Here is a 24,472-nt window from a genome sequence, read left to right on the forward strand (position 1 = left end):
GAAGCTGCCCCCCTGATATCAAGAGCATCCTCCATCGCCTGTGATCCACGGGTCGGTGCGTGAATACCGAATCAATCGGCCTCACGGCATGAGTCGCAGACCTCAAGCCTTGGGCGCAAACATGTCAGATTATAGTTGTCGAATTCCTAACAGGGTAAAGGAAGATGGTTACCGGCCGTCCTGTTAACCATATTAGAGGGGCCGCAACGCCCTTTATGGCCGCGGTCAGGCTGGCTGGGCGCAGGCTAAGGTCTTCATCGGTATGGCTTTGGTATGGAAAAGGCCCCGCCGGAGGGCAGGGCCTTAAATTTTGAGCCATTAACGATTTCAGGCCGGTTTTTAGCCTTAAGACGCGTCGCCAGAGGCTGTGCCAGAGGCTGTTTTGTCTGCCTGAGCCGCTTTGGCGGGCTTGGTCAGGGTGCTGACCAGCTCATTTGCGGCCTGTCCTTTGAGGGTATCGGTTACCTGCATGGCCCGGATTTCCGGGGCCTGCTGACGGTTCAGAACGGTCGTGACGTCATCGGCGGGCGCTTCGATCACGGTCTCGGTTTCCGGCGCCTTGACCAGTTGCGGGGCGGCAGACGGGCTTATACCGCGGTTATTGCGCGCCATCTGGGAGCGGGCGCCTTTGAACTGATAAAAGACATGGCTGCCGACGGTGGCGATCCGGTCCATGCGGCCCGACCAAGACGGATTAACCTGTGTGGTGTGAAAGTGGGTCGAGGTGCCGACGCTGGCCATCACATGGCCGGACAGGGCGTCTGCGGCGATCTTCTCGGCACGCTTCCAGGCCCAGTTTTCAACGCGGCGGCCCAGAGCGCCATTGCAGGTAAAGCTGAACTGGCAGCCGGTGCGGTGATAGGCGCCCTGATAGACCACATTGCAGATGGTCTTGGGGTAGGCCGGATGGCGGACGCGGTTCAGAATAACTTGAGCCACCGCGCGTTGTCCGGCTTCGGTTTCGCCGCGGGCTTCGTAATAGACGGCCTGGGTCAGGCAGTCCATATCGCTGCGGGAGCGGTTATCAAGTGCGAAGGGCGCTGCGGCCTGAGAGCGCGGACGGCCCAGAAGGCCCTCTTTGCTGAGGCCCATCCCAAGGCTGGCCTGAACGATCTGAGCGCCGTCATGGCTGGGTTGTTTACGAACCCTGATCTGGCGCTGAGGGCGGTGCGGATCGGCGCGCAAAGACGACAGGTTCTGGGCCAGCAGGATCGATTGGCGGTCACGCAGGGCCTGTGACGGGCTGACGGCCGGATCGTAACGCATGGCGATCGCCATGGCGCTGCGGTCAACGGAGGCTTGATCCGTAGAGAGGGCAATCGTGTTATGAGGGGCGTGGGCACGCACTGGTGCCACGGCAGACATATTCAGAAAGTGTTCGTCCGCAAAGCCGTTATCAGCGACGTCAAGCAGGCGTTCAGCCTGAGAGTGGACGTTGGAGTTGCGTGACATGTGCCCGCCCAGCCAGGCTGCGCCTACGGCAGCGCCCAGCAGGAGGCCGATAGATGACGCCGCCATCATGGCCCGCGCTTTGGTGCGCGATACCTTAAGCTTTGTGGCGAGGTTCATCTTCGGAACACGCAGGTTAAGTTTCAAAACCAAAGGTTTCGAGTCCTATGTGACGAGAGCCTTTGTGGCTCCCCGGAAAAGGTGCGTAAAATTCAACTCAATTAAGCGTACTAACTTAAAGTCTGAACCTACGGCTTTTTGCCGCGCGGGCCTGCCCTGAAGCACTGGCAAGGATAACAGGGCCACCGCGTTCGGAGGTGCGGTTAACATCACAAATGTGGCGGAAATGTGTTCGCCCTGAATATGATCTGAACTTAGCACAGTTCTGCCTTATAACAATAGACTATAGCTAGAGTTCATAGGGGTGGCGTGTCGTAGTTAATGCGATTTATATTGACAGGACTTTGTGAGTATAAATTACTTTGTCTTTTCGGTTTGCCTTATTTTTATTGTTGAGCTGTTCTGTATTCGTCGCGCGTTGGTCAATTTAATGGCCTGTTAATAAAGTTTTAAGCGGGTGCCGTGGCTGATTTTTACCGTATTGAGGGATGCGGCTATCCACAGGGGCGGTAAATGGCCTTGATCTCTATGAGGAAATTCGGCGGGGCCGGGTGTGAGCGAATACATGTCAATAGGCCGTGTGCGGAGGGGTGGGCGCAAAAGGGACACGGTTGAAACATTTTGTGTTGGCATCTTTCCTTTTTATTTTAAAAAGCTACATTGTGTTCATGACACGTTCTCATTTTAAGTCCTCGGCTCATCTCATCGCGCCGTTTTCCGTTTCAGACATGGCCCCGTCCGGCTTTTCGGATCATTCGGGGGCGTTTGCGGCTGATTTTTCCCATCCTGCCACCTGGGTGCCGCATAAGCCTGAGCGGCCCGATAAGTCTGAGGGCGGTAAGCGCTTTCGCCTCAACGCGCCGTACGAGCCGGCCGGCGACCAGCCAACGGCGATCGCCGATCTGCTGGCGGGGATTGAGGGCCATGAGCGCGATCAGGTGCTGCTGGGGGTGACTGGCTCCGGCAAAACCTTCACCATGGCCAAGATCATCGAGCAGACCCAGCGTCCGGCCCTGATCATGGCGCACAACAAGACGCTGGCGGCGCAGCTTTACAGTGAGTTCAAGGCGTTCTTTCCGGATAACGCCGTCGAATATTTCGTCTCCTATTACGACTATTACCAGCCCGAAGCCTACGTCCCGCGCACCGACACCTATATCGAAAAGGATTCGTCGATTAACGAGCAGATCGACCGGATGCGCCATTCGGCGACGCGGGCGATTCTGGAACGCGATGACGTGATCATTGTGGCGTCCGTATCGTGCATCTACGGCATCGGTTCGGTCGAAACCTACACCGCCATGACCTTTGAGCTGAAAGTCGGGCAGGTGATTGATGAGGCGCAACTGCGCGCCGATCTGGTGGCGCTGCAATACAAACGCAATGACATGGCCTTTGAGCGCGGCAGTTTTAGGCGGCGGGGCGATGTTATCGAGATTTTTCCGGCCCACTATGAAGACCGGGCCTGGCGGATTTCGCTGTTTGGCGATGAGATCGAGGCCCTGACCGAGTTTGATCCGCTGACGGGCAAGAAAACTGCCGACCTGAACGACCTTAAGGTCTATGCCGCCAGCCACTATGTCACCCCGCGCCCGACCCTGAAACAGGCTATCGACCGCATCAAGGCCGAACTTAAACTTCGGCTGGATCAGTTGCGGGCCGAGGGCAAGCTTCTGGAGGCTCAGCGCCTTGAGCAGCGCACGACCTTTGACCTTGAGATGATGGAGGCGACCGGGGCCTGCGCGGGCATCGAGAACTATTCACGCTACCTGACCGGCCGTAATCCGGGCGATCCGCCGCCGACCTTTTTTGAATATCTGCCGGAAAACGCGCTGTTGTTTGTCGACGAAAGCCATGTCTCGGTCTCGCAGATCGGCGGCATGTATAAGGGCGACTTTGCGCGCAAATCGACCCTGTCGGAATATGGCTTTCGCTTGCCGTCGTGTCTGGATAACCGCCCTCTCAAGTTCGAGGAATGGGACGCTATGCGCCCGCAGTCGGTCTATGTGTCAGCCACGCCCGGCAAGTGGGAGATGGAGCGCACCCAAGGGGTCTTTGCCGAGCAGGTTATTCGCCCGACCGGCCTGATTGATCCACCGGTTGAGATCCGTCCGGTCTCCAAGGACGGCGCCAATCAAGTTGACGATGTGATTGCCGAAGTGCGTAACGTCGCCAAGCAGGGCTATCGGTCACTTGTCACGGTTCTGACCAAGAAGATGGCGGAGAACCTGACCGAATATATGCACGAGCAGGGCATCCGCGTGCGCTACATGCACTCCGACATCGACACGCTGGAGCGGATTGAGATTATCCGCGACCTGCGGCTAGGGGCGTTTGATGTGCTGATCGGCATCAATCTGCTGCGGGAGGGGCTGGATATCCCCGAATGCGGGTTTGTGGCGATACTGGATGCCGATAAGGAAGGGTTCCTGCGCTCTGAGACTTCTCTGATCCAGACGATCGGGCGGGCGGCGCGGAATGTTGACGGCCGGGTCATTCTCTATGCCGACAAGATGACCGGCTCGATGGAGCGGGCCCTGTCTGAGACCACCCGCCGCCGTGAAAAACAACTGGCCTTTAATACCGAGCACGGCATTACGCCTGAGAGCGTAAAGAGGGGTATTGCTGATATTCTTGACAGCCCATACGAAAAAGCTGATCGTGTGAGTATACCTATGGGTGTGGCCGAAAAGGACAGCAAGCCGTTCCTGGGGTCCAACTTTCAGGCGACGCTTAAGGATTTGGAGGCGCGCATGCGTGAGGCGGCCAGCAATCTGGAGTTCGAGGAGGCCGCCCGTCTGCGCGATGAGGTCAAGCGGTTGAAACTGCTCGATCTGGAGTTTGCCCGCGACATGATAAGTGGCGGGGAGGGGTAAGCTATTATACTGTGACTATGTGGCCACGGTTTCTGTGCATAAGTCATATGCCTATCGCTTTTTAATGACCGATTGGAGCTTTATTTGCGCACTGATGTGTGTTCGGTGTTTGTGTAAATATAAATAAATAACAAGGGCGTGATCACAGCTTAGCTGTCGCAAAATGTCACACCGCTGAGACTTAAATGTGCTAATGTGGCACGAAAAGGGAAAAACGCCTTTACGACGGGCAATAGGGCACCATTTCGCGGTGGCCCGGCCTGTGCATAACCTGGCCTGTCTGCTGCGGCAGTGTCCAATTGTAATAGCGTTAAAAACACGGATTGTGGGGTTAAAGAGGATGCGTAGAACTCGTTTAAATGTCGTGCCGCCTGTCTCTAAGCCGCACGGCAAGGAAAATGGCTCAAATGGTCACGCGACCAATGGGCATATGAATGGCCACAGCAATGTGATCGAAGCTGGGTTTAATGGCGATGGCGGGCCCCACAACGGGACTCTGGCCACGATTGCGCTCGATATGACGTCGATCAATCTGCCTGAAGTCAGCGTGACCGCATCCATGGCTGAGGCTTATCTGGCCAAGGGTGAAAGCCGCAATGAACGCGTGCGCAAGCTTCAGGAAGAGGCCAAGCGTCTGGCGCGTGAGCAAATTCTGGAATTTGAAGTGCTGCTGGAAGCGACCGCCAAGATGGCGCTCGATATCGCTGATGGCGGGGACATCTACTCGGTCGGGTCGCGCGAACTGTGCCGCCGTCTGGCCGATGAATTGCCGCGCACCCTGCAAACCCTGCAAGCCATCACTAAGCGCAACTAAGGCTTTGGTGGCGTCCACTGAAAATGACTCGCTATCCTTGGGATAATTTCCTATGAAAGCGGGTCATCATCGTGTCAGCGGAGGTACTATGCGCGTCTCATCCAAGGATTTCGCCAGTACCGTAATAAGTACCGCCATAGGTGTCGCCGTCTTGCTGGCCTTGTCAGCCTGCGGCAAAAAGGAAGAGGCGCCGCCACCTGCGCCAGCCCCTGTGGTCGAAGCGCCCAAACCCCCGCCGATGGAGCCTATGCCCGCCCGCAAGCCCGGCCTGTGGGAGACCGCCTATTCCGAAGAAGGCTCTGACGGGGTGGCGCCGGTCATGAAAATCTGCATCGATGCCGAGACCGATAAGCATCTGGGGATCACCGGCAACGACCTGTCGGGCGATAAATGCACCAAGACGGCGGTGTCGCGCATGGAAGACGAAGACGGCAAGCCCTATTGGGCCATGATTGCCGAATGTGACATGGGCTCAGGCGGCAAGACCGAAATCAACGGCAAGTTCATCGGCGACTACACGTCAAACTACACCTTCACGGCACGGTCTCAGACCACCGGGGCGGCGCTGGAGCACATGAACCGCGTCGTCAATATCACCGTCAAATCGCGCCGGATCGGAGCCTGCCCGTCCAGCATGAAGGGCGGCGATGTCATCATGCCCGGTGATGTCAAGATGAACCTGTTTGATATGTCGGTGGTTCCGCCCGAAGGCCAGTAGGCTAGAGCGTTTTCCCATCAAGTGGAATCACTTGATGGATGAGAAAGAGCGACCACTAAAAAATCAGAGCAAATTTACGATCAATATGAGCGAAATTTGCTCTAGATCAACCAGCCTTTGGGGGTTGGGTATGGGCGGTTGTGGACCAGGTGGTTGAAGCCGACCACGCTGCGGCCGACGGTCCAGATAAAGACGCTGCCGAACGCAACCCAGGCCAGAAACGGGATTTTCAGGCCGGTAATCACGATCAGCAATATCACCATAGCAATCCCGATCCAGAAGGTGCGCTTCTGAAACTCATAATGGGATTTCAGCCAGTCGGGGGCATTGTCCTGAAACAGGTAGATCAGGGTGATCGCCAGAATCCCGGTAAAGCCAAGGCTCATCAGGAAAATAAAGAACAGCACGTAGTTGATCATCGGCACCAGACGCGGATTGCCGAAAAAGGCTTTGAGCTGGGACGCGGGTTTGTCGGACAAGGGGGCAGGCGTTTCGGAGGACATGATCACTAACTGATAAATAAGGACGTGATCAGATTAGAGCGCATTCCAAAAAGTGTGAAACGGTTTTTTGGACAAAATGCGCGTCAAAGGTATAAAAACCAAAGCGGCGGAGACGCAAGTGGTTAAACCTCTGGGATGAGCACAAGTATGTCCGTCACGCCAATGTCGACACCCATCTGCGACAGCAAGGTCGTGGTCTGGCCACGGTGATGGGTTTGGTGATTAAAGATATGGGTCAGGACGAGACCGAGGGGCTTGGTGTGGGGTTCATTGTTGCCACGCACATAGCTGAGCGGGGACTCAAGGGCGGCGTCACCTAAGCTATCGATATAGGTGATCATTAAGTGATCCAGCGCCTGACGGGCCGGGATGTAATCGTCAAGCCGCTCAAAAAGCACGGCATTGAGCCCGGATGGTATGGGGTAATCATGGATAGGGGTGAGCGCGCTGCTGGCCGCATGGCCTGCCAAACGCTTGCCCCAGATGATGTCAGCGACGATCAGATGATTAAGCGTGCCCATGACCGAGCCGAAAAAGGCGCCGCGATCGGCCCACAAATCGTCATGACTAATCGGGCGGATGGCTGCGATCAGTTTGGCGTTCATCCACTGATTATATTGGGCCAGCAGGTGAAGGGCGGCTTTCTGGGTCATCGCTCCATAACTACGGTGCAGCCAGCCTGATCGGCATCGCTTAAGGCTTCGGGCTTGTTGATGGTGACTTCGACCGACTGCGCGATCGGCAGTTCCAGCAGATGGGTGGCGATGTCCTCAGCCAGAGACTCAACCAGCTTGATATGGCCGCGGGCGATGATATCGCGCGCAAACTGCCCCACAAGCTCATAGTTGAGCGTGTCTTTCAGGCCGTGGATGGGGTGGGTGCCGACGGTGATGACGGCATCGATGATCAGGGGCTGGGTGCGGCCATGTTCATGGTCATAGATTCCGATCGCGGCCTCAACCTTTAAACCCCGGACGAAAATCTTACGGGATTTCAGGCTCATGCGGCAGGCTCCAGATCGTTTATGCTGTGGTCAGGGCGGTGCGTCCAGGCCCCGAAGTCAAAGTTACATTCGGCCAGATCTTCGAGGGTGAGGATGACGCTGTTGGTCGGGGTTTCTTCGATTTCAAAGCGCACGCACTCGAAATCCGGCACATGGGCGGACAGGATGGCCCCCAGTTTGTGATAGAGCGCCATAGCCACGGCTTCGGTGGTGGGGTCGCCTTTGATCACCAGCAGGCGCGGCAGCAGTTGCGGCTCATGGCTGCGGAAATAGCCGATCATCGGGTCGTCATGGCCAAGCTGAAAGGCGTGGTCGAGGGCATTATCGACGAAGGCGTGCCAGTCGCGTTTCAGCGCCTCAAAACTCAAGGCATAGTTACGATCACCCCACGCAACGGCCGGGGCCGAGGGCTTGGCTTTCAGGGTCACCTTGACGAACTCATTATGGCCATGGGGCGTCAGGCACTTCGACGAGGCGTCGGCGCGCAGGCGGTGGGCCATAGAAAAGCGGCGGGTGAACTGAATCTGGGGCATGAAACCAATATGGGTAAGCAGGTCGATTGCTAAAAGCCTATATGGAGCCCGATGTCAAATAATGTGAGGGTTACAGCCCCGCCATATCGGGGGTGCGCCAGTTGAGATGCTGGCCGCCATCGACGCAAATCATCTGTCCGGTGACCGAAGGTGCGGTCGCAAGATAGGCAACGGCGGAAGCAATTTCCTGCGGTGTGGTCGCCTTTTGCAGCAGGATCGCGCGCGCTTCTTCGGCGAAATCCTCGGCGCTTTGGTGGATCGACGGCAGGGTCGGGCCGGGGCCGACGGCATTGACGCGGATTTTAGGTGCCAGTTCCTGCGCCAGGGTGCGGGTCGCGTGCCACAGGCCGGCCTTGGACAGGCCATAGCTGAAAAACGGCGGGGAGGGCTTCAGCACGCGCTGGTCGATGATGTTGATGATCGAGGCACCGTCAGGGATGTATGCTTGGGCCGCAAAAGCCTGAGACAACAGCACGGGTGCCTTAAGGTTGGTGTCGATGTGGGATTGCCAGCTTGCCTCGGTCATCGACCCCAGCCGGTCATCGGAAAAGACCGAGGCATTATTGACCAGAAGGCTGATCGGCCCAAGTGCGCCTACCGCTTTGGGCAGCAGGGCCTTGACGCTTAGGGTGTCGCTCAGGTCGGCCTGAACGGCGACCGCCGTGACGCCGAGCGCCGACAGTTCGGCCACTAACGCGCGCGCGTCAGCCTCTGAGCGGCCATAATGGACGCCGATATCATAGCCGTGACGGGCCAGTTCAAAGGCGATGGCGCGGCCAATGCGTTTGGCGGCACCCGTGACCAGCGCGGCTTTAGAGGGGTTAGTCAATACGGCCAAAATCAATCAGGTTCAAAGCCACTATAAAGCCCAGAAAACAGGCCAGCACACCGATGGCTACCATCGTCATCTCCCATACATATTTGTGATTGGTGTAACCTGACCGTTTAGCTGTGACAAGCCTTGCATCGGAGCGGGTTGTCTTTTTATATGACCTAAGCGCATCCCAAAAAGTATAAAGCGGTTTAGGGATCAGATGCGCGTCAACTAAAATAACAATTCAGAATTGAAGTAACCTGCATGGAAGACTGGAAACGCGTTGTTGAGCCCTATACGAGGCCTTTGTTCTTTGCCCATTCGCGCATGACGCGGGGCAAGACCTTGGGCGTGCGCGGGCTGGTGGTTGATGAGCGCGAGCGAGTATTGCTGGTCGAGCATACCTACCTCAAGGGCTGGTGGCTGCCGGGCGGGGGCGTCGATGCTGGCGAAACCGCCGGTGATGCGGTGGTGCGTGAGCTTAAGGAAGAGGCCGGGGTGATCGCGCGGGAAGCGCCGAAACTGCTGTCTGTCCATTCCAACGAACAGTTCTTTCCCGGCGATCATGTCCTGCTGTTTCGGGTCGATCAGTTTGAGGCGGGCGACATGACCTCGCATGGGGAAATCAAGAATGTCGATTTTTTTGCGATCGACGACCTGCCCGAAGATACCAATCGCGGGTCGCTTAACCGGATCAATGAGGCGATGCGGGGATTTCCGGCTGATCCCCTCTGGTAGTTCTACTTCACAAACCGGCGAATGAAGCGCCGTGAAGGCACTTCAAAGCCATAGTGGGCCAGCGCTGACAGGCCGATAGTAACGGCCATGCTTATGATCAGCCATAGTTCCTTGGGGCCGGGCAGGGGCGGGGCGGCCTTGAACATCAGGTAAAGCACCGCGTCGTGGATAAGGTAGATGGCGTATGACAACAGCCCCAGCCCGTGTACCCAGTTGACATTGATGGCGCGGGCAATAGACCCCTGATCGTGGCTTAGGGCCATGATCAGCACCATAAATGCGGCAATCAGGGCTATATCGCTGAACCGCCACAACAAAAGGGCGAGGATGGCAATGACGGTCGGGGTGACCCATTTGGCGCTGACGAAATCGCGTAACCGGTAAGCGACCAGACCGATAAAGAACGACGCCAAACATCTCAGCATGGTTCCCGGCGCATAGGATGACGCGATATCAAGCGGGCCGGTACGGCGCAAAAGTTCAGTCTTGGCTAAGACGGTCGGCCCAAAGGCGATCAGGGCCAGCACGCTTAAGCTTATCGCCGCGCCTGCCATAGCCACCCGTTTAGGCGCGCGCAACGCCGCCCACACAAACGTCGGAAACAACAGGTACGCCATCCACTCGGTTGAAATCGACCAGGTTGGGCGTACAATTGAATTGGCCAGCCCCCACGCCTGCGTCATGGTCAGGTTGGGAATGATTGCGCGCACAATATCTTCGCGGAAATAGGTCTTGCCCAGCACGGTGACAATCAGGATCGCGGTGATCACCGTCATCAGCAAGTATAGCGGATAGACCCGCGCCAGCCGCACCCACAAAAAGCGCTTATAATCCGGCCACTTGAAGCCGTGAATAAACAGCTTGCCATAGGTCAGGGCCATGACGAAACCGCTGAGGATAAAGAACAGATCGACGGAGATATAACCGTGCTTGATGAACGGCCGGATAGCGTCGGGGAAATGGTAATGGCCCGTCATGTGGTACAGCACCACATAGATGGCCGCGATCCCGCGCAGGCCGGTCAGGGCCTTGATCTCGGATTTAATCTCAGGGTGCTCAGTAGACATTTAGGACAGGGGCGGAGCGCATCCCGAAAAGTGTGAAGCGGTTTTCGGATAAGATGCGCGTCAAAGAATAACCGCTTCCCTATCCGGTCTGTTTGAAATGGCAAGGGGCAAAATGCCGTGATGAGAACAAAAAGAGATTGTATTGATCAAAGTGCAGCTTATTTATCCATCTGATGAGCTTCGAGTCTTTCCCTTCTCCCCGTTCACGGGGAGAAGGTGACCTGACGAAACGGTATTATCGTTTCGTCAGGTCGGATGAGGGGCAAAACGGCGCCGATATTTTCAGCTATCGTGAATGCCCTCACACTCTATAAGTGCCCCTCACCCCAGCCCTCTCCCCGTGAACGGGGAGAGGGAGTTTTAACAGGAACCCCGATTGACTGACGAACCGATTCAAGACGATGCGCCGATCATGCCGCCGGTTGATCTTGAGGCGATGAACGAATTGCTGATCGGCGGTGAGCTGATCCGCAAGGAGGCGGCGCTCGCGCCCGATAAGCCCGGCGTCTACCGCATGATCGGCACGGACTCTGAGGTTCTGTATGTCGGTAAGGCCAAGAGCTTAAAAAAACGCATCCTTCAGTATGCGCAAGGTAGGTTCCACTCCAACCGCATCGCCCGCATGGTGTCGTTGACGCGCGAAATGGTGCTGGTGCGCACCGAAACCGAGGGTGAAGCCCTGCTGCTGGAAGCGCGCCTGATCAAGTCGCTCAAGCCGCGCTACAACGTCCTGCTGCGCGACGATAAATCCTTTGCTGAAATTCTGGTGCGTAAGGACCACGAAGCGCCCCAGATCACCAAGCACCGCGGCTCACACAGTATCAAGGGCGAATATTACGGGCCGTTTGCCTCGACTTTGGCGGTTAACCGCACGCTTGATACCCTGCAACGGGCGTTTTTGCTGCGCACCTGCACCGACAATGTTTACGCCAGCCGCACCCGGCCGTGCATGTTGCATCAGATCAAGCGCTGTTCGGCGCCGTGCACGGGTGAGATCGGCCTCGAAGCTTACGGTGAGCTAGTCAAACAGGCCCAGACCTTTTTGAATGGCAAGAGCCGCGCGGTGATCGAAGACCTGTCGGCGCGCATGATGCGGGCGTCTGAGGATATGGAATTTGAGCGCGCCGCCCATCTGCGCGACCGGATGCGGGCGCTTAATCATGTGGTCATGTCGTCGTCGGTGGGCTTGAACGAGGCCGAGGCCGATGTCTTCGCCGTCCATGCCGAAGGCGGTTATGCCTGCGTCCAGAGCGTGTTTTACCGGGCAGGGCAGAACTGGGGCGACCGGGCCTATTTCCCGCGCGTTGATATTTCCGACTCTGAAGGCGATATTCTGGACGCGTTTCTAGGGCAGTTCTACCAGGATAAGCCGGTGCCGAAACTGGTGCTGATCTCCCACGGTTTGAGCGAGCCCGACCTGATGATGGAGGCGTTAAGCCTGAAAGCCGACCGCAAGGTGCAGATCACCTGCCCGCAGCGCGGCGAAAAGCTTGATGTCGTGCAGCACGCGCGCAACAATGCCAAGGCAGCTTTGGGGCGGCGCATGGCCGAACAATCGGCGCAGTCTAAACTGCTGCAAGGGGTGGCGGAGACCTTTGGGCTGGGCGCGCCGCCGACGCGGATCGAAATCTACGATAACTCCCACCTGAGTGGCACCCATGCGGTCGGCGGCATGGTCGTCGCCGGCCCCGAAGGGTTCATGAAGGGCCAGTACCGCAAATTCACCATTCGCGACCTCGATACGGTGGCCGGCGACGACTATGCCATGATGCGCGAAGTGTTCCGCCGGCGGTTCCTGCGCCTGAAAAACCGAGCATCGGATGCCTCAGAAGACGAAGGCTTTGGCAAGCCCGATCTGGTGCTGGTGGACGGTGGTCAGGGGCAGCTTGATGCCGTGTTGGGCGTCATGGATGAGCTGGGCATGAGCGATATAAAGATCGTCGGGGTGGCCAAGGGGCCGAACCGCGACGCGGGCATGGAGCGCTTTTTCATGCCGGGGCGGTTGCCGTTCATGATGGAGCCGAAATCGCCGGTTTTATATTACCTGCAACGCCTGCGCGATGAAGCCCACCGTTATGCCATTGGGGCGAACCGTCAAAAACGGGCCGCCGCCCTGACTAAAAACCCGCTTGATGAGATTGACGGCATCGGCGCGCGCCGTAAACGCGCGTTGTTGCAGGCTTTTGGCTCAGCCCGCGAAGTGGGGGAAGCCCGCGTCGAAGATCTGATCAAGATCGAAGGCATCAATGCCGCTATGGCTCAGAAAATATATGATTATTTTCACGGCTGATTTTTAGCCGTGACGGAAAATTAGTCCGCCTTGAGATCCGGCGTCAGGAACAGCAGATAGATCGACATCCACAGGCTGCCTGCGATCAGCGGCAGGGCGTAGGCATGGGTGAAATCCGTAGCGGTTTTGTGCACCATGACCGTCAGGGCGATCACAACCACCCACGATACGAGAAATACCCAGCCCAACCAGCTATGGTCGCGGCGCTCAGTTGACGCTTCGTTTTGGAACGGGGACATTATCGACATGATATTACCGGCCTTTTTGACTTGAAACCTGAGCCTGTGGGCGTTTGCGCGCCGAACAGGCCATTTAGTTACCTCAGTGCATAAAGCGGGCCGCCGCCGTCCGCTTATGGGATAAACCGTCCTGATAAAGACCAATCCCGCTATCTTTATGATATACTTATAAAAATTAGGCGGGAGGATTCGCTCACAGATGGGTGTGTGCGGGCGCTATGGGTCGCAAATTAATCGATTGCGGGACATATGCCCCCTAAAGGTTGTGCGATTGTGAAACAGGCTCGCCTAAGTGAGGCATTGCCATTTGCCCCTTGAATGTGGGGTTTTTCGGCGCGCTACTGCTTCGCGGCTTGAGCGCTGAGTGATTAAATGCCAAAAGAACAACCAGTTTAAATCGCAGAGATTCCCCATGACCAAAGAGAACGTCAGCCCCATTCCCAATGCCATCACGGCCGTGCGTCTGGTGGTCGGGCTGGTCATGTTCGTGCTGCTGGCCGGGGCGGCGGGGGGCGTACCGTTCCTGAGCGCGTACCTTACCATCGACGACCAGTTCGCCATGCAAAGATGGGCCTGTGTGGCCTTTGTGGTGGCTTCGGTTACCGATTTCGCCGACGGTTATCTGGCGCGCAAGATGCACGCGGAAACGCGCTGGGGCGCCATTCTTGATCCGATCGCCGATAAGATTCTGGTCTGCGGCACGATCCTTGGTCTGTTCGCCCTGGGGGCCCAGCCGGTAATCGCCCTGCCGACCGCTCTGATCCTGTTCCGTGAATTTGCCGTCAGCGCCCTGCGCGAAGCTGCCGCCGGACGCGGCGTGGCCGTGCCTGTGACCCTGCTGGCCAAGTGGAAGACGACCATTCAGCTTGTGGCGCTGGGCCTGTTGCTCCTGACCGAAAGCTGGGCCGCCTTTGATTTCGACCCGATCCATGTGCCGATGATGTCGCTGATTTCATATGGCCTGATCTGGATCGCCGCCGCCATCACCGTCTGGACGGGCGCGGCTTACTTTATCGCCGCCAAGCACGACATTTGAAATCGCGGTCTTTGGTCGATTAATACGCGGTCTGCACTAGCGGGTACTTAAGTGTACCCGCGTCGTTTGCCAGCTATTACTCGCCACAAATCTCACGATTTCAGCGGCGGTGTAAAAGGTAGAAAGTCTACTCCTGAACAAACGGTAATGTGCATTACACCGATTTAATTAGACCTTTGTTGCAAAAGCTAAGATGTTGAAGCCAGTGAGGAAGGGGTTCTATGTCTTTAGCTTTATCTACCCTGATTTTTGAATGGCGCCGGTATCTGGCCGCTGTTATCGCCTTGGCCGTGGCCGGGCTGCTGGTTCTGGCCATGAGCGGTATGTTCATGGGCATGGCCAAGTCGTTTACCAATACGATTGACAGGTCTCCCGCCCATATCATGGTGCTGCCGCCGCAGTCGGAAAGCCTGTTTGCCAATTCCGGCGGCCAGCCGCGCCGGATTATCCCGATGCTGTATCAGCATCCGGAAGTGGCCGAAGTCATGCCGATGAACGGAAGCTGGGCCAACTTTTCCAACTTCCCCAAGGACGGCCAGACCGCCAAGTCCGACGGGGTTCAGGTCATCGTGATCGATCCGTTCGAGGGTTCGGTGACCCTGCCTAGCGATTTCTCAGAGCCGGTTATGCAAGCTTTGCAAGAGCCCTATGCGGTCGTGCTTGACCGTTCGGTGCTGGGTAAGCTGGGCGTGGGGCTGGGCGATAAGGCCAAGATGAACGGTCAGACGGTCAATATCCGCGCCACGGTCGATGGTTATCCGTCCATGTTCAATTCGATGGTCTTTACCTCGCGCCAGACGGCCCGCCTGCTGGGCATTGTCTACGAAGGCCCGCGTGTTGGCCCGCTGCTGGTCAAGGTCAAGGACCCGACCCGTGCCAAGCAGGTCGTGGCTGAGCTTAACGCCATCGGCGGCGGCCAGTTCAAGGCCTGGACTCGCGAAGATCTGTCGGTTGCCAATCAGGGCACGATGATGAAAGAAGGCGGCATCTCGATCATGATCGGCTTTGCGGTGGTCGTCGGTATCTTTATCGGTATCGTCATCACCTGGCAGACCCTTCAGGGGGCGATCCTTGCCAATATCAAGGAGTTCGCTTCCCTGCGGGCGCTGGGGGTATCGATGGGCAGGTTGCGGCTGATCATTATGGAGTTGTCCCTGTGGGTCGGCATTGCGGGCCTTGGCCTGACGGCGGTGCTGGTTGCCGGTGTGGCGGCTCTGGCGAATGCGTATGCTGTGCCGATGGATTTTCCGATGAGCATCGTCATTCCGGTCGTGTTCATGCTTCTCATCATTGCCATTCTGTCGGGCCTATTTTCGCTTGGCATCCTTAAGAAAAGCCAGCCTGCGGACTTGTTAAGATGAGTAATATTGCCATTGACGCCAAGGGGTTGTCCAAGAGTTACAAGATCGGCAAGACCAAGCAGCAGGTGCTTAACCATGTCGATTTCAACGCCTATCATGGTCAGGTGACCATGGTCATGGGGCCGTCCGGGTCGGGCAAGTCGACCCTGATTGCCGCTTTGTCCGGGTTGATGAAGCCTGACGAGGGTGAGGTCATTGCCCTGGGTGAAGACCTGTGGAAAAAGAAGAAGGCTAAGATCGATAAATTCCGCCTCGATCACTGCGGGTTTATCTTTCAGGGCTTCAATCTGTTTCCGGCGCTCAACGCCACCCAGCAGGTCGAGCAGGTGCTGAAATTCTGCAAGGTCAAGGGCCCGGAGGCCCGCCAGCGTGCGATTGCGGCCCTGACCGAAGTGGGACTGGAGCACCGTTTGCGCCAGACTCCGGCGGCATTGTCGGGTGGGGAAAAGCAGCGGGTCGCCATTGCGCGCGCCCTGTCGAAGAACCCGCAACTGCTGTTTGCTGATGAACCGACCTCGGCGCTCGATTCCGTCAGCGGTCAGGTGGTCATTAAGCTGCTGCACCGGGCGGCCAAGGAACATGGGGCGGCGGTGATCTGCGTGACCCACGATCCGCGCCTTGAAGCCTATGCCGACCGCATTATTCACATGGAAGATGGCAAAATTCTGGATGACCGCCAGATTACGCCGCTCACCTGAAAACAATTAAGATGTACACGAGAAATATCATGTCAGTCAGACGCTCAAAACTTATGAAATCGGTGATGCTGGCCCTGCCCATCGCGGTGCTGTCCGCTGCGGGTCTGTCGGGCTGCGGGCCGCAAGCCGATAAGGGCAAGACCGAGGTCAAGGCCCCGCCGACCCCCTATGCCGCTATCGCCAATGGCAAGGTCGACGTCGAAGGCGGGGTGATCGAAGTCGCCGCCCGCCGTGCCGGTGTCGTCGATGAAGTCTATGTGCAGGAAGGTGATGCGGTCACCAAGGGCCAGATTCTGGCCAAGCAGGAAGATGACGCCGCCCGCCTGACCGTGGCGCGTGCCGCCGCTGCCGTGCAGGAATCGACCGCCGCCATGCGCCTGACGCAGGTTAGGATCGATACGGCCAAACGTGAATTTGAGCGCTATAATGCCCTGGCTAAGGACAATTTCGTGTCCGGCACCAAGATCGACTCGACCCGCGACGCTATCCGTGAGGCCGAAGCGACTTTGGCGTCGCAGCAGGCCGGGGTGGCAACCGCCCGCGCGTCGCTGGCGCAGGCGCAGTACGATCTGGAACAAACCCGCATTATCGCCCCGGCTGATGGCCGCATCGTGCGCCGCTATGCCAATCCGGGGGCGGGGGCGTCGACCCTTAACGTCTCGACCATGTTCGATCTGGAGCCTAAGACCGAGCGCATCATCCGCGCTGAAATCGTCGAAAGCTCGATTCCTGACGTTACGGTCGGTCAGGAAGTCGAAATCATCCCCGAAGTCGAGCAAACCAAAACCTATGTCGGCTCGGTTAAGCGCATCGCCGCCACCTTTGGGGCCCGCAAGCTGAAATCCGACAGCAATACCGAAGCGTCCGATGAGCGCGTTGTCGAAGTGGTGGTCACCGCCAACGACGCTCCGTTCCTGATCGGGCAGCGCGTGCTGGTCAAGTTCATGAAGCCCGGTGAAAAGGCGGGCATCAAGCGTGAGGCGCCCAAGCCGGTCGATCCGAAAGCGGCTAAGAAATAAGTTCGAGTAAGCCTAAAGCGTATCGTTTCTTTCGAGCCAACTGCCCCCGTGCCTTTACCGGCCGGGGGCTTTTTTTCGGCCCGCTTATTGCACCGCCTCACTGTTGAATATCTAAGAGGTTGTATGAACAGCGATTCCCGCCCCCGAGATGCCAGAGTTGAAGCGGTTCCGCGCAAAGGGGCCGCCAGCCTTGATGTCCTGCGGTTTCTGGCGGCAGGGTTCATCCTTGTGTACCATTTTGGCCAGAACGCGCCGGTCATTCTGCCTGAGCTGTCACCGCTGTTTGATCAGGGCTGGCTGGCGACCGATTTCTTTTTGATCCTGTCAGGGTTTGTGCTGTCGCGGGCTTACGGGGCGCGGTTGGCCGCCGGACGCATAGCGACGGGGACGTTTATGTTGCGCCGGATCGGGCGGTTGTGGCCGTCTCATATGGTGGTTTTGCTGTTACTGGCGGTGCTGATCGTCGGGGGAACGGCGCTGGGTTATCCACCGAACCATCCGGAAAAATATAGCCTGATCGACTTTGTGTCTCAGGTGTTCATGGTCCACGGCTGGGGCGGATTTGAGGAGCCGGGCTGGAACGTACCGACCTGGACGCTGTCGGCCCTGATTGTATGTTACGCTCTGTTTACGCTCTATGCCCGCCATGTGCAGACCATGTCACGCGCGGGATTGGCTGCACTTTTGACGGTAGTCATGGTGGCAGCGTTTGCGGGGGCGCACGCTGTCGACCATGCTTTTGCCGACCTGCCATTCCGGTTTGCCCTGATGCGGGCGGTTCCATTGTTTGTGGCCGGCACCCTGATCGAGCGGTTACTGGCTCCGGTCAGCATTGAAAAATCCGCCTTTTTTGCAGGTCTTGTGGCGGCGGTACTGGCGATTGTGGCTTTGGAAACCCAAGGGCGCGGCCTGATCAGCGATGTGATCGGGCTATCTCTGCTGGCGGCGATCATTGGCCTTGGCGGGGCGGTGAGTTTGCGCGGCAATCACCTGACGCATCAGATGGGACGGGCGTCGTTTTCACTGTTCCTGACCCATTCACTGGTCGGAGCCGTTTGGTTTGCCCTTATCCCGAAAGTCACCGACCGTTTCGACCTGTCCGTGACCGCGCAATGGGCCGTCTGGGGCAGTGGGATTGTTACGGCCATTGTGGTTGCGTTTGTATTCGAGGCGCTGGTTGACCGGCCCTTAAGCCAGTGGGTGCAGAAGCGGCTCAGTAGTGGTAGCGGCACTGGGCTATAAGAATTGCGTCATCCATCACGCGGTAAATAAACCTGTGCTCCTGATCTATGCGGCGCGACCAGAAGCCAGCCCAATCATGCTTGAGGGCCTCCGGTTGGCCGATGCCTTCAAACGGGTGGCGGCGTATATCTTTGATGAGCGCATTTATGCGTTTGAGTTGAGCTTTATCAGATTGGAAAAGATAATCGTCCCAGGCATCCTCGGCGAATATGATCTTCATTCTTCGATCAGGTTGCGAACAGTGCCGTCCCCCGCTTCGAGTTCAGCAATCGACCGGCGCAGTCTTTCCGCGTTTTTCGGGCTGGCCATCAGATAGGCCGTTTCCTGCCAGGACGCGAAATCCTCCAGCGACATGACGACCGCCGGACGACCGTTCTGACGGGTAATCAGCAGCGGCACATGATCATCATTAACCTTATCCAGCATATTGGCCAGATCAGCGCGAAAGGTGGAATAGGTTACGTGTTTCATGGCAAAATCCTTGTACTTATTTTTGTACAATAATTTGCCGCAAAACACAAGGTCGTTGAATTACACCGCGTCCAGTCCGATATCGAACACAGGCGCTGAGTGGGTCAGGGCACCGATGGAAATGATATCAACGCCCGCTTCGGCGATGGCGCGCACGGTATCAAGGTTAACCCCGCCCGATGCCTCAAGGATCGTCTTGCCCTTGGCGAGTTTGACGGCTTCCTTGAACATATCGAGGGTGAAATTATCGAGCAGAAGTACGTCGGGCGAAAACGGCAGGGCCTGTTTCAACTGAGCGATAGAATCGACTTCGAGTTCGATCTTCATCAGGTGACCGGCGGCGGCCTTGGCGCGCTCCATCGCCTGAGCGACGCCGCCGCAGACGGCGATATGGTTGTCCTTGATCAGGATCGCGTCATCGAGGCCGTAGCGGTGGTTATGGCCACCGCCGCATTTCACCGCATGTTTTTCAAGACCGCGCAGCAGGGGCGTGGTCTTACGGGTACAGGCGATGCGGGCGGGCAGATCGGAAATGGAGGCGACAAATTTGTGGGTCAGGGTCGCCACCCCTGACAGGTGGCATAGCATATTCAGCGCGACGCGTTCAGCCGCCAGAATGGCGCGGGCATTGCCTTCGACGCGGGCGATGACATCACCGGCCTTAACGTGGGTTGCATCGGGGGCCACGATTTCAAACCGCACCTGATGATCCATCAAAGCCATAGCTAGTCGGGCGCAGTCGATACCGGCGGTGACGCCATTGCCGCGCGCCCGGAACTCGGCCTTAAAGCGCGCCTTGGGCGGGATACAGGCCATGCCGGTGACATCACCCGCCAGCCCCAGATCTTCGCGCAAAGCATCGCGGATAACAGGCTCGACCAATATGTCGGGCAGACCCGTCATCATGCTTAAGGCTTTGGCGGGGGCTACGGCTTTGTCCATCAGATGATCTCCAGTTGGGGCTCCGGTAGTTTTGGGCGACACTGTGCCCAGGTCGTGAACGTCCGAAGCGGCGTATCACTAAGCTGGGGGAAGTCGCTCCGGTAATGAGAACCCCGACTTTCCTTTCGGCGCAAGGCCGAAAGTGCAATCAGGCGCGCATTTATCAACGCCAGCGATCCGGTATATTGGTTTTCGAGGTCTTCGATCTGATTTAACAGGGTTTTCAGGCCGGTTTCATCGCGGACAACCCCGGCGTAGTGGCTGATGGCGTCACGTAAGGCTTGCAGATTTTCCGGCGGGAGTGTGGGCGGCAAGGCCGGGATGACTGCGGTGGCCGTATCCGGTGTGAATGGCGCATCGCTTAAGGTCTGCGCGCACTCAAGGCCGACCCGTTCCCCGAAAGCGGCAGCTTCCAGCAGGCTGTTGGAGGCCAGACGATTGGCGCCGTGAACGCCAGTCGAGGCACATTCACCGACCGCATAAAGCCCTTTGAGCGATGAGCGCCCGTGGATATCGGTCGAAATCCCGCCCATGTGATAGTGGGCGGCGGGGGCGACGGGCATGGGCTCGGTCCGCGGGTCGATGCCGACGCTCTGGCATGAGGCAAACACAGTCGGAAACTCTGCGGGAAAGTGCGCGCCAATGGCGACCGTGGCATCCAGGAACGCGCCGCGGCCGGTGACATTGGCCTTATGCACCGCGCGGGCGACGATATCGCGCGGGGCCAGTTCGCCGTCTTCATGGTCTTCCAACACAAATCGGATGCCGTCTTTGTCAATCAGGGTCGCCCCTTCGCCGCGCAGGGCTTCGGTCGCCAACGGTGCGGGGTGGAGGCCGACATTGAGCGCGGTTGGGTGGAACTGCACGAACTCAGGGTCAGCGATCACCGCACCCGCCAGAGCGGCCATCGCCATGCCGTCGCCGCGCAGGTTGGGCGGGTTGGTGGTGACGGCATAAAGCCCACCTAAGCCGCCGGACGCCATGACCGTGACCGGCGCATAGACGTGCAGGGTTTTGCCCTCAAAGCTGACGACCGCGCCGATGACCGCGCCGTCGATGGACATGATCAGGCCGGTGGCGAAGGCCTGTTCCCAGATTTCGATATGAGGCGCGTTACGGGCGGCTTCGGCGACGGCGGCCAGGATGGCCTTACCGGCCAGATCGCCCCCGACACGGGCGACGCGGGCCAGACCGTGGGCGGCTTCGCGGTTGAGCACAAAGGACCCATCGGTGTTACGGTCAAACGGGGCGCCGAGGTCAGACAAGTGCTCAACCACATGGCGGCCCATGTCGGTCAGGGTCTTGGCGGCCAGCGGATCAACGATACCGGCGCCAGCATCGAGGGTATCCCTGGCATGGGCTTCGGGGGTGTCCTGATCCGACAGGGCGGCGGCGATCCCGCCCTGCGCCCAGGCCGAGGAGCAGGCCACGCCCAAGGCCACCGGCGCCAGCACCAGCGTCTTCAGCGGCGCGGTGTATAGAGCGACGGATAAACCGGCTAATCCTGCGCCAATCACCAGCGGGCCGTTATGAATATAGGTCTCAGGCATTAGTGCCTCCAGCGGCCTTAGTGGCCCTGATATATTTAAGGGGTGTGGGGTCCGTGACCCCACTTAACTGATCAGTTCTACATCGACATGATGGCGGGCCTTGATCATGTCGTAACGGGCGGGGACTTTCAGAGGCGGCATATCGATCATGCGCTGCACAGCCAGACGGGCCTTGTCGATGATCGCGGGATCGACGGTCACTTCATACTGACGGTGCAGCAGCGACTGATAGATGCCGTCAAGCGTAATGCGCTTCATGTGCGGGCACAGATTGCACGGTCGCAGGAACTCTACGCCTTCAACATCGGCAGCGACATTGTCGGCCATCGAGCACTCTGTCACCAGCACGACCTGCTTAGGTTTGTGATCCGTCACATAGTCGATCATGGCGGTGGTCGAACCCGTGAAATCGCAGGCGGCAATCACGTCCGGCGGGCATTCAGGATGGCCCAGCACAATCGCGCCCGGATGGGCGGCGCGCACATCAGCAATGTCCGAGGCATCAAAGCGTTCATGGACCTCACACGCGCCTTTGTAGGCAATGATGCCGATGTTCGTCTGACGCGCCACATTGCGGGCCAGGAACTCATCCGGCACCATGATGACGCGGTCCACCCCCCATTCTTTGGCAATGTGTTCGACGACCTGCACCGCATTGGCTGAGGTGCAGCAGATGTCGGTTTCGGCCTTCACATCGGCGGTGGTGTTGACGTAGGTGACGACCGGCAGGCCGGGATAGCGCTGCTTGATCAGCCGCAGTTGGTCACCCGTCAGGCTTGAGGCCAGCGAACAGCCGGCGCGTAGATCGGGGATCAGCACGGTCTTTTCAGGGGCAAGAATCTTTGAGGTCTCGGCCATGAAGTGCACGCCGCCCTGCACGATAATGTCGGCCTTGGATTTGGCCGCTTCGCGCGCCAGCCCAAGTGAGTCACCGACATAATCGCCGACGCCATGAAAGATTTCCGGCGTCATATAGTTGTGGGCCAGAATAACCGCGTTCATGTCGCGCTTGAGGCGGTTGATTTCGGCAATCAGCGGGGCCTGAAGTTGCCATTCGATGGGGGAGACCTTGCCTTTGAGGCGCGCATAGATATCGGCGGTGTCGGCCTCGACCTGCGGGGTAAAGTCCAGCGCCACAGGCGGGGCCTTAGCGGCGGGTGTGAACTCAAGGGTAGTCGAAGGCATGGGCCTCTCCTGTACAACCGCAAGGGCAACACCTTATGCTCATTTTTAGCATAAGGTGTCATTAAAATAGTCCTATCTCGGAACTATTCAAGCCCATTTTGCACAGGGGCCAAATAAATATGACGATGCGGTGACATGGCGCACGCTTTAAGCATCGGTTCTTTATGGTTCATTTCGGGTGATACCGAAGGATTTAATTGCATATTTATGTGGGCATTATCATATATCCCATACCGGATTCATTAAGGAGATAAACCCATGGCCGCTTCCAAAGCGTCTGCTGTTGATCACGACAAAAAAGTCGCCCACGAACTGTCGAAACTGCTGGCCGACAGCTATACCCTGTATCAGAAAACCCACGGCTACCACTGGAACGTGACGGGGCCGACCTTCTCTTCGCTGCACGCTCTGTTCATGGAGCAGTACACCGAAATGTGGAACGCGATCGACGATATTGCCGAACGCATCCGTGCCCTGGGCGAACTGGCCCCGCAGTCGGGTTCGGCGCTCGGCAACCTGACGTCGATCAAGGACGGCGACCCGACCTTGTCCGCCGAAGATATGTTGAAAGACCTGAAATCCGGCCACGAAACCGTCATCGCCACCCTCAAAAGTGTGGTTGAACTGTCGGAAGAGGTCGGCGATGTGTCGTCAGCCGATCTGGCCACCCAGCGCCTGACCGCCCACGAAAAGCATCTGTGGATGATCAAGGCGACGCTGTCTTAACGAACCTAAGCGAAACCAGTTGAATCATAGCCCGGTTTGGATACAAACCGGGCTATGCTGTTTATTACCCCCCGCATCTCTGTTGACGAAGCTGAACTGACGGAAAATTTCGTCCGGTCATCGGGCGCGGGCGGGCAAAACGTCAATAAGGTCTCGACCGCCGTGGAACTGCGGTTTTCGATTTTTGAGAACCTGACCATCCCCTATGACGTCAAGATGCGACTGATCAAGCTGGGCGGTCGGCGCGTCACACAGGAAGGCGTGCTGGTGCTGTTTGTGCAGACCCACCGTACGCAGGACATGAACCGCAAAGCCGCCCGCGAGCGGTTTGTCGAACTGCTGCAAAAGGCCGCCGCACCCCCGCCACCGCCCCGCATCGCCACCAAACCGACTTATGGCGCCAAACAGCGCCGTCTGGTCGGAAAATCCATTCGCGCCACCGTCAAATCCAACCGCCAGCGACCGCAAGATGAAGATGAGTGATACACGAAGATGACTGATATCCGCCCCGCCACCTCAGCCGACATCGACAGCCTTTATGATCTCTACCGGCAGGTGGCTCGTCAAGGTGAGGGCCTTGCGCGGACCGAGGCCGAGATTTCGCGCGCCTATATCGTGGGCTTTGTCGCGCAGGCGCTTGAGCGTGGCCTGATCATGGTGGTTGAGGGGGAGGCTGGCCTTATCGGATCGCTGCACGCCTATGCGCCGCAGCCCGCCCAGTTTGGTCATTGTCTATCTGATCTGACGATTGCCTTAAGCCCGGATGCGCAAGGCATGGGGCTGGGGCAGCAATTATTCGAGGCCTATATTGCGCGGGTGCGCGGCCAACTTTCGCACATTAACCGCATTGAGTTGATGTGCCGCGAAAGCAATATCCGCGCGCTGAAACTCTATGATCGTCTGGGATTCGTCACAGAAGGCCGCCTCAAAAACCGGGTGCGCAGACCCGATGGCAGCTTTGAAGATGACCTGATCTTAGGCCTTTGCCTCTAAGTGTATCACCAGATTTTCATTAATATTACAATACCTTGGGTGTATTGACACCTTATCCACATCTGTCATTGTTACCGCTAACAGC

The 24,472-nt window shown here is 57.7% G+C and carries 26 protein-coding genes; 13 read left to right on the forward strand and 13 right to left on the reverse strand.

Translation table 11 applies throughout. From position 1 onward, the window contains the following. Nucleotides 1-345 precede the first annotated feature (345 nt). Entirely contained in the window at nt 346-1,569 is a 1,224-nt protein-coding gene (locus IE102_RS17840) for a cell wall hydrolase (protein ID WP_229807594.1), read from the reverse strand. Between the two features lie 728 nt (nt 1,570-2,297). On the opposite strand from IE102_RS17840, the gene uvrB reads away from it, so the two are divergent. The 3 genes from uvrB to IE102_RS06805 all read left to right on the forward strand — a co-directional run bounded on the left by uvrB (nt 2,298) and on the right by IE102_RS06805 (nt 5,977). Then, nucleotides 2,298-4,445, forward strand: coding sequence for an excinuclease ABC subunit UvrB (gene uvrB, locus IE102_RS06795; RefSeq protein WP_229807648.1), 2,148 nt, complete (start codon nt 2,298-2,300; stop codon nt 4,443-4,445). 340 nt (nt 4,446-4,785) lie between these two features. Further along, nucleotides 4,786-5,259, forward strand: coding sequence for a hypothetical protein (locus tag IE102_RS17845; RefSeq protein WP_229807595.1), 474 nt, complete (start codon nt 4,786-4,788; stop codon nt 5,257-5,259). 88 nt (nt 5,260-5,347) lie between these two features. Next, nucleotides 5,348-5,977, forward strand: a complete 630-nt coding sequence (locus IE102_RS06805; protein WP_189485643.1) for a DUF3617 domain-containing protein — start codon at nt 5,348-5,350, stop codon at nt 5,975-5,977. 101 nt (nt 5,978-6,078) lie between these two features. On the opposite strand, the gene IE102_RS06810 is transcribed toward IE102_RS06805, so the two are convergent. From IE102_RS06810 to IE102_RS06830, 5 genes are all read right to left on the reverse strand, one after another. Further along, nucleotides 6,079-6,480 (reverse strand): DUF4870 family protein, encoded by a 402-nt coding sequence (locus IE102_RS06810; protein WP_189485644.1) that lies wholly within the window; start codon nt 6,478-6,480, stop codon nt 6,079-6,081. A gap of 122 nt (nt 6,481-6,602) precedes the next feature. Beyond that, complete coding sequence (locus IE102_RS06815; RefSeq protein WP_189485645.1) at nt 6,603-7,133, reverse strand: DinB family protein; 531 nt, start codon at nt 7,131-7,133, stop codon at nt 6,603-6,605. Beyond that, nucleotides 7,130-7,483: a dihydroneopterin aldolase gene (locus IE102_RS06820; protein ID WP_189485646.1), complete on the reverse strand. Its 354-nt coding sequence runs from the start codon at nt 7,481-7,483 to the stop codon at nt 7,130-7,132. Before IE102_RS06820 ends, IE102_RS06815 begins: the two co-directional genes overlap by 4 nt. Then, nucleotides 7,480-8,016: a 6-pyruvoyl trahydropterin synthase family protein gene (locus IE102_RS06825; protein WP_189485647.1), complete on the reverse strand. Its 537-nt coding sequence runs from the start codon at nt 8,014-8,016 to the stop codon at nt 7,480-7,482. Before IE102_RS06825 ends, IE102_RS06820 begins: the two co-directional genes overlap by 4 nt. Before the next feature lie 70 nt (nt 8,017-8,086). After that, nucleotides 8,087-8,845 carry an SDR family oxidoreductase gene (locus IE102_RS06830; RefSeq protein ID WP_229807596.1) on the reverse strand — a complete coding sequence of 253 codons (759 nt, stop codon included), beginning with the start codon at nt 8,843-8,845 and terminating at the stop codon, nt 8,087-8,089. A 249-nt stretch (nt 8,846-9,094) separates the two neighbouring features. Here IE102_RS06830 and IE102_RS06835 point away from each other — a divergent pair, with 249 nt between their 5' ends. After that, a complete protein-coding gene (locus IE102_RS06835) occupies nt 9,095-9,568 on the forward strand; it encodes an NUDIX domain-containing protein (RefSeq protein ID WP_189485649.1) in 474 nt (157 codons plus the stop codon). Between the two features lie 2 nt (nt 9,569-9,570). Here IE102_RS06835 and IE102_RS06840 read toward each other — a convergent pair whose 3' ends face one another. Beyond that, entirely contained in the window at nt 9,571-10,635 is a 1,065-nt protein-coding gene (locus IE102_RS06840) for an acyltransferase family protein (RefSeq protein ID WP_189485650.1), read from the reverse strand. Nucleotides 10,636-11,011: 376 nt separating this feature from the next. On the opposite strand from IE102_RS06840, the gene uvrC reads away from it, so the two are divergent. Next, nucleotides 11,012-12,925 (forward strand): excinuclease ABC subunit UvrC, encoded by a 1,914-nt coding sequence (uvrC, locus tag IE102_RS06845; protein WP_373295582.1) that lies wholly within the window; start codon nt 11,012-11,014, stop codon nt 12,923-12,925. A 20-nt stretch (nt 12,926-12,945) separates the two neighbouring features. Here uvrC and IE102_RS06850 read toward each other — a convergent pair whose 3' ends face one another. Continuing rightward, nucleotides 12,946-13,173: a hypothetical protein gene (locus IE102_RS06850; RefSeq protein WP_189485651.1), complete on the reverse strand. Its 228-nt coding sequence runs from the start codon at nt 13,171-13,173 to the stop codon at nt 12,946-12,948. Between the two features lie 403 nt (nt 13,174-13,576). On the opposite strand from IE102_RS06850, the gene pgsA reads away from it, so the two are divergent. The 5 genes from pgsA (at nt 13,577) to IE102_RS06875 (ending at nt 18,520) form a co-directional block, all read left to right on the forward strand. Further along, on the forward strand, nt 13,577-14,200 hold the full coding sequence (pgsA, locus tag IE102_RS06855) for a CDP-diacylglycerol--glycerol-3-phosphate 3-phosphatidyltransferase (protein ID WP_189485652.1): 624 nt from the start codon (nt 13,577-13,579) through the stop codon (nt 14,198-14,200). A gap of 221 nt (nt 14,201-14,421) precedes the next feature. Continuing rightward, entirely contained in the window at nt 14,422-15,561 is a 1,140-nt protein-coding gene (locus tag IE102_RS06860) for an ABC transporter permease (RefSeq protein ID WP_189485653.1), read from the forward strand. After that, on the forward strand, nt 15,558-16,259 hold the full coding sequence (locus tag IE102_RS06865; RefSeq protein ID WP_189485654.1) for an ABC transporter ATP-binding protein: 702 nt from the start codon (nt 15,558-15,560) through the stop codon (nt 16,257-16,259). The genes IE102_RS06860 and IE102_RS06865 overlap by 4 nt, the downstream gene beginning before the upstream one ends. A gap of 29 nt (nt 16,260-16,288) precedes the next feature. Then, entirely contained in the window at nt 16,289-17,278 is a 990-nt protein-coding gene (locus tag IE102_RS06870; RefSeq protein WP_189485655.1) for an HlyD family secretion protein, read from the forward strand. Nucleotides 17,279-17,401: 123 nt separating this feature from the next. Next, entirely contained in the window at nt 17,402-18,520 is a 1,119-nt protein-coding gene (locus tag IE102_RS06875) for an acyltransferase family protein (protein ID WP_189485656.1), read from the forward strand. Here IE102_RS06875 and IE102_RS06880 read toward each other — a convergent pair. The 5 genes from IE102_RS06880 to nadA all read right to left on the reverse strand — a co-directional run bounded on the left by IE102_RS06880 (nt 18,492) and on the right by nadA (nt 22,668). Continuing rightward, nucleotides 18,492-18,740, reverse strand: a complete 249-nt coding sequence (locus IE102_RS06880) for a Txe/YoeB family addiction module toxin (RefSeq protein WP_189485657.1) — start codon at nt 18,738-18,740, stop codon at nt 18,492-18,494. The genes IE102_RS06875 and IE102_RS06880 overlap by 29 nt on opposite strands. Beyond that, nucleotides 18,737-18,991 carry a type II toxin-antitoxin system Phd/YefM family antitoxin gene (locus IE102_RS06885; protein WP_189485658.1) on the reverse strand — a complete coding sequence of 85 codons (255 nt, stop codon included), beginning with the start codon at nt 18,989-18,991 and terminating at the stop codon, nt 18,737-18,739. The genes IE102_RS06880 and IE102_RS06885 overlap by 4 nt, the downstream gene beginning before the upstream one ends. A gap of 60 nt (nt 18,992-19,051) precedes the next feature. Then, nucleotides 19,052-19,933, reverse strand: coding sequence for a carboxylating nicotinate-nucleotide diphosphorylase (gene nadC, locus IE102_RS06890; RefSeq protein ID WP_229807597.1), 882 nt, complete (start codon nt 19,931-19,933; stop codon nt 19,052-19,054). Further along, on the reverse strand, nt 19,933-21,483 hold the full coding sequence (locus tag IE102_RS06895; protein ID WP_189485659.1) for an L-aspartate oxidase: 1,551 nt from the start codon (nt 21,481-21,483) through the stop codon (nt 19,933-19,935). The genes nadC and IE102_RS06895 overlap by 1 nt, the downstream gene beginning before the upstream one ends. 63 nt (nt 21,484-21,546) lie before the next feature. After that, entirely contained in the window at nt 21,547-22,668 is a 1,122-nt protein-coding gene (gene nadA, locus IE102_RS06900; RefSeq protein WP_189485660.1) for a quinolinate synthase NadA, read from the reverse strand. Nucleotides 22,669-22,926: 258 nt separating this feature from the next. Between nadA and IE102_RS06905 the strand changes: the two genes are divergently transcribed. From IE102_RS06905 to IE102_RS06915, 3 genes are read left to right on the forward strand one after another with little or no spacing between them, the layout of a single operon-like run. Further along, nucleotides 22,927-23,394: a Dps family protein gene (locus IE102_RS06905; protein ID WP_189485661.1), complete on the forward strand. Its 468-nt coding sequence runs from the start codon at nt 22,927-22,929 to the stop codon at nt 23,392-23,394. Between the two features lie 54 nt (nt 23,395-23,448). Next, nucleotides 23,449-23,877 carry an alternative ribosome rescue aminoacyl-tRNA hydrolase ArfB gene (gene arfB, locus IE102_RS06910; RefSeq protein ID WP_189485662.1) on the forward strand — a complete coding sequence of 143 codons (429 nt, stop codon included), beginning with the start codon at nt 23,449-23,451 and terminating at the stop codon, nt 23,875-23,877. A gap of 9 nt (nt 23,878-23,886) precedes the next feature. Continuing rightward, a complete protein-coding gene (locus IE102_RS06915) occupies nt 23,887-24,387 on the forward strand; it encodes a GNAT family N-acetyltransferase (protein WP_189485663.1) in 501 nt (166 codons plus the stop codon). Nucleotides 24,388-24,472: the final 85 nt, after the last annotated feature.

It is taken from the genome of Asticcacaulis endophyticus, assembly GCF_014652575.1.
In the GTDB taxonomy this organism is placed as follows: domain Bacteria; phylum Pseudomonadota; class Alphaproteobacteria; order Caulobacterales; family Caulobacteraceae; genus Asticcacaulis; species Asticcacaulis endophyticus.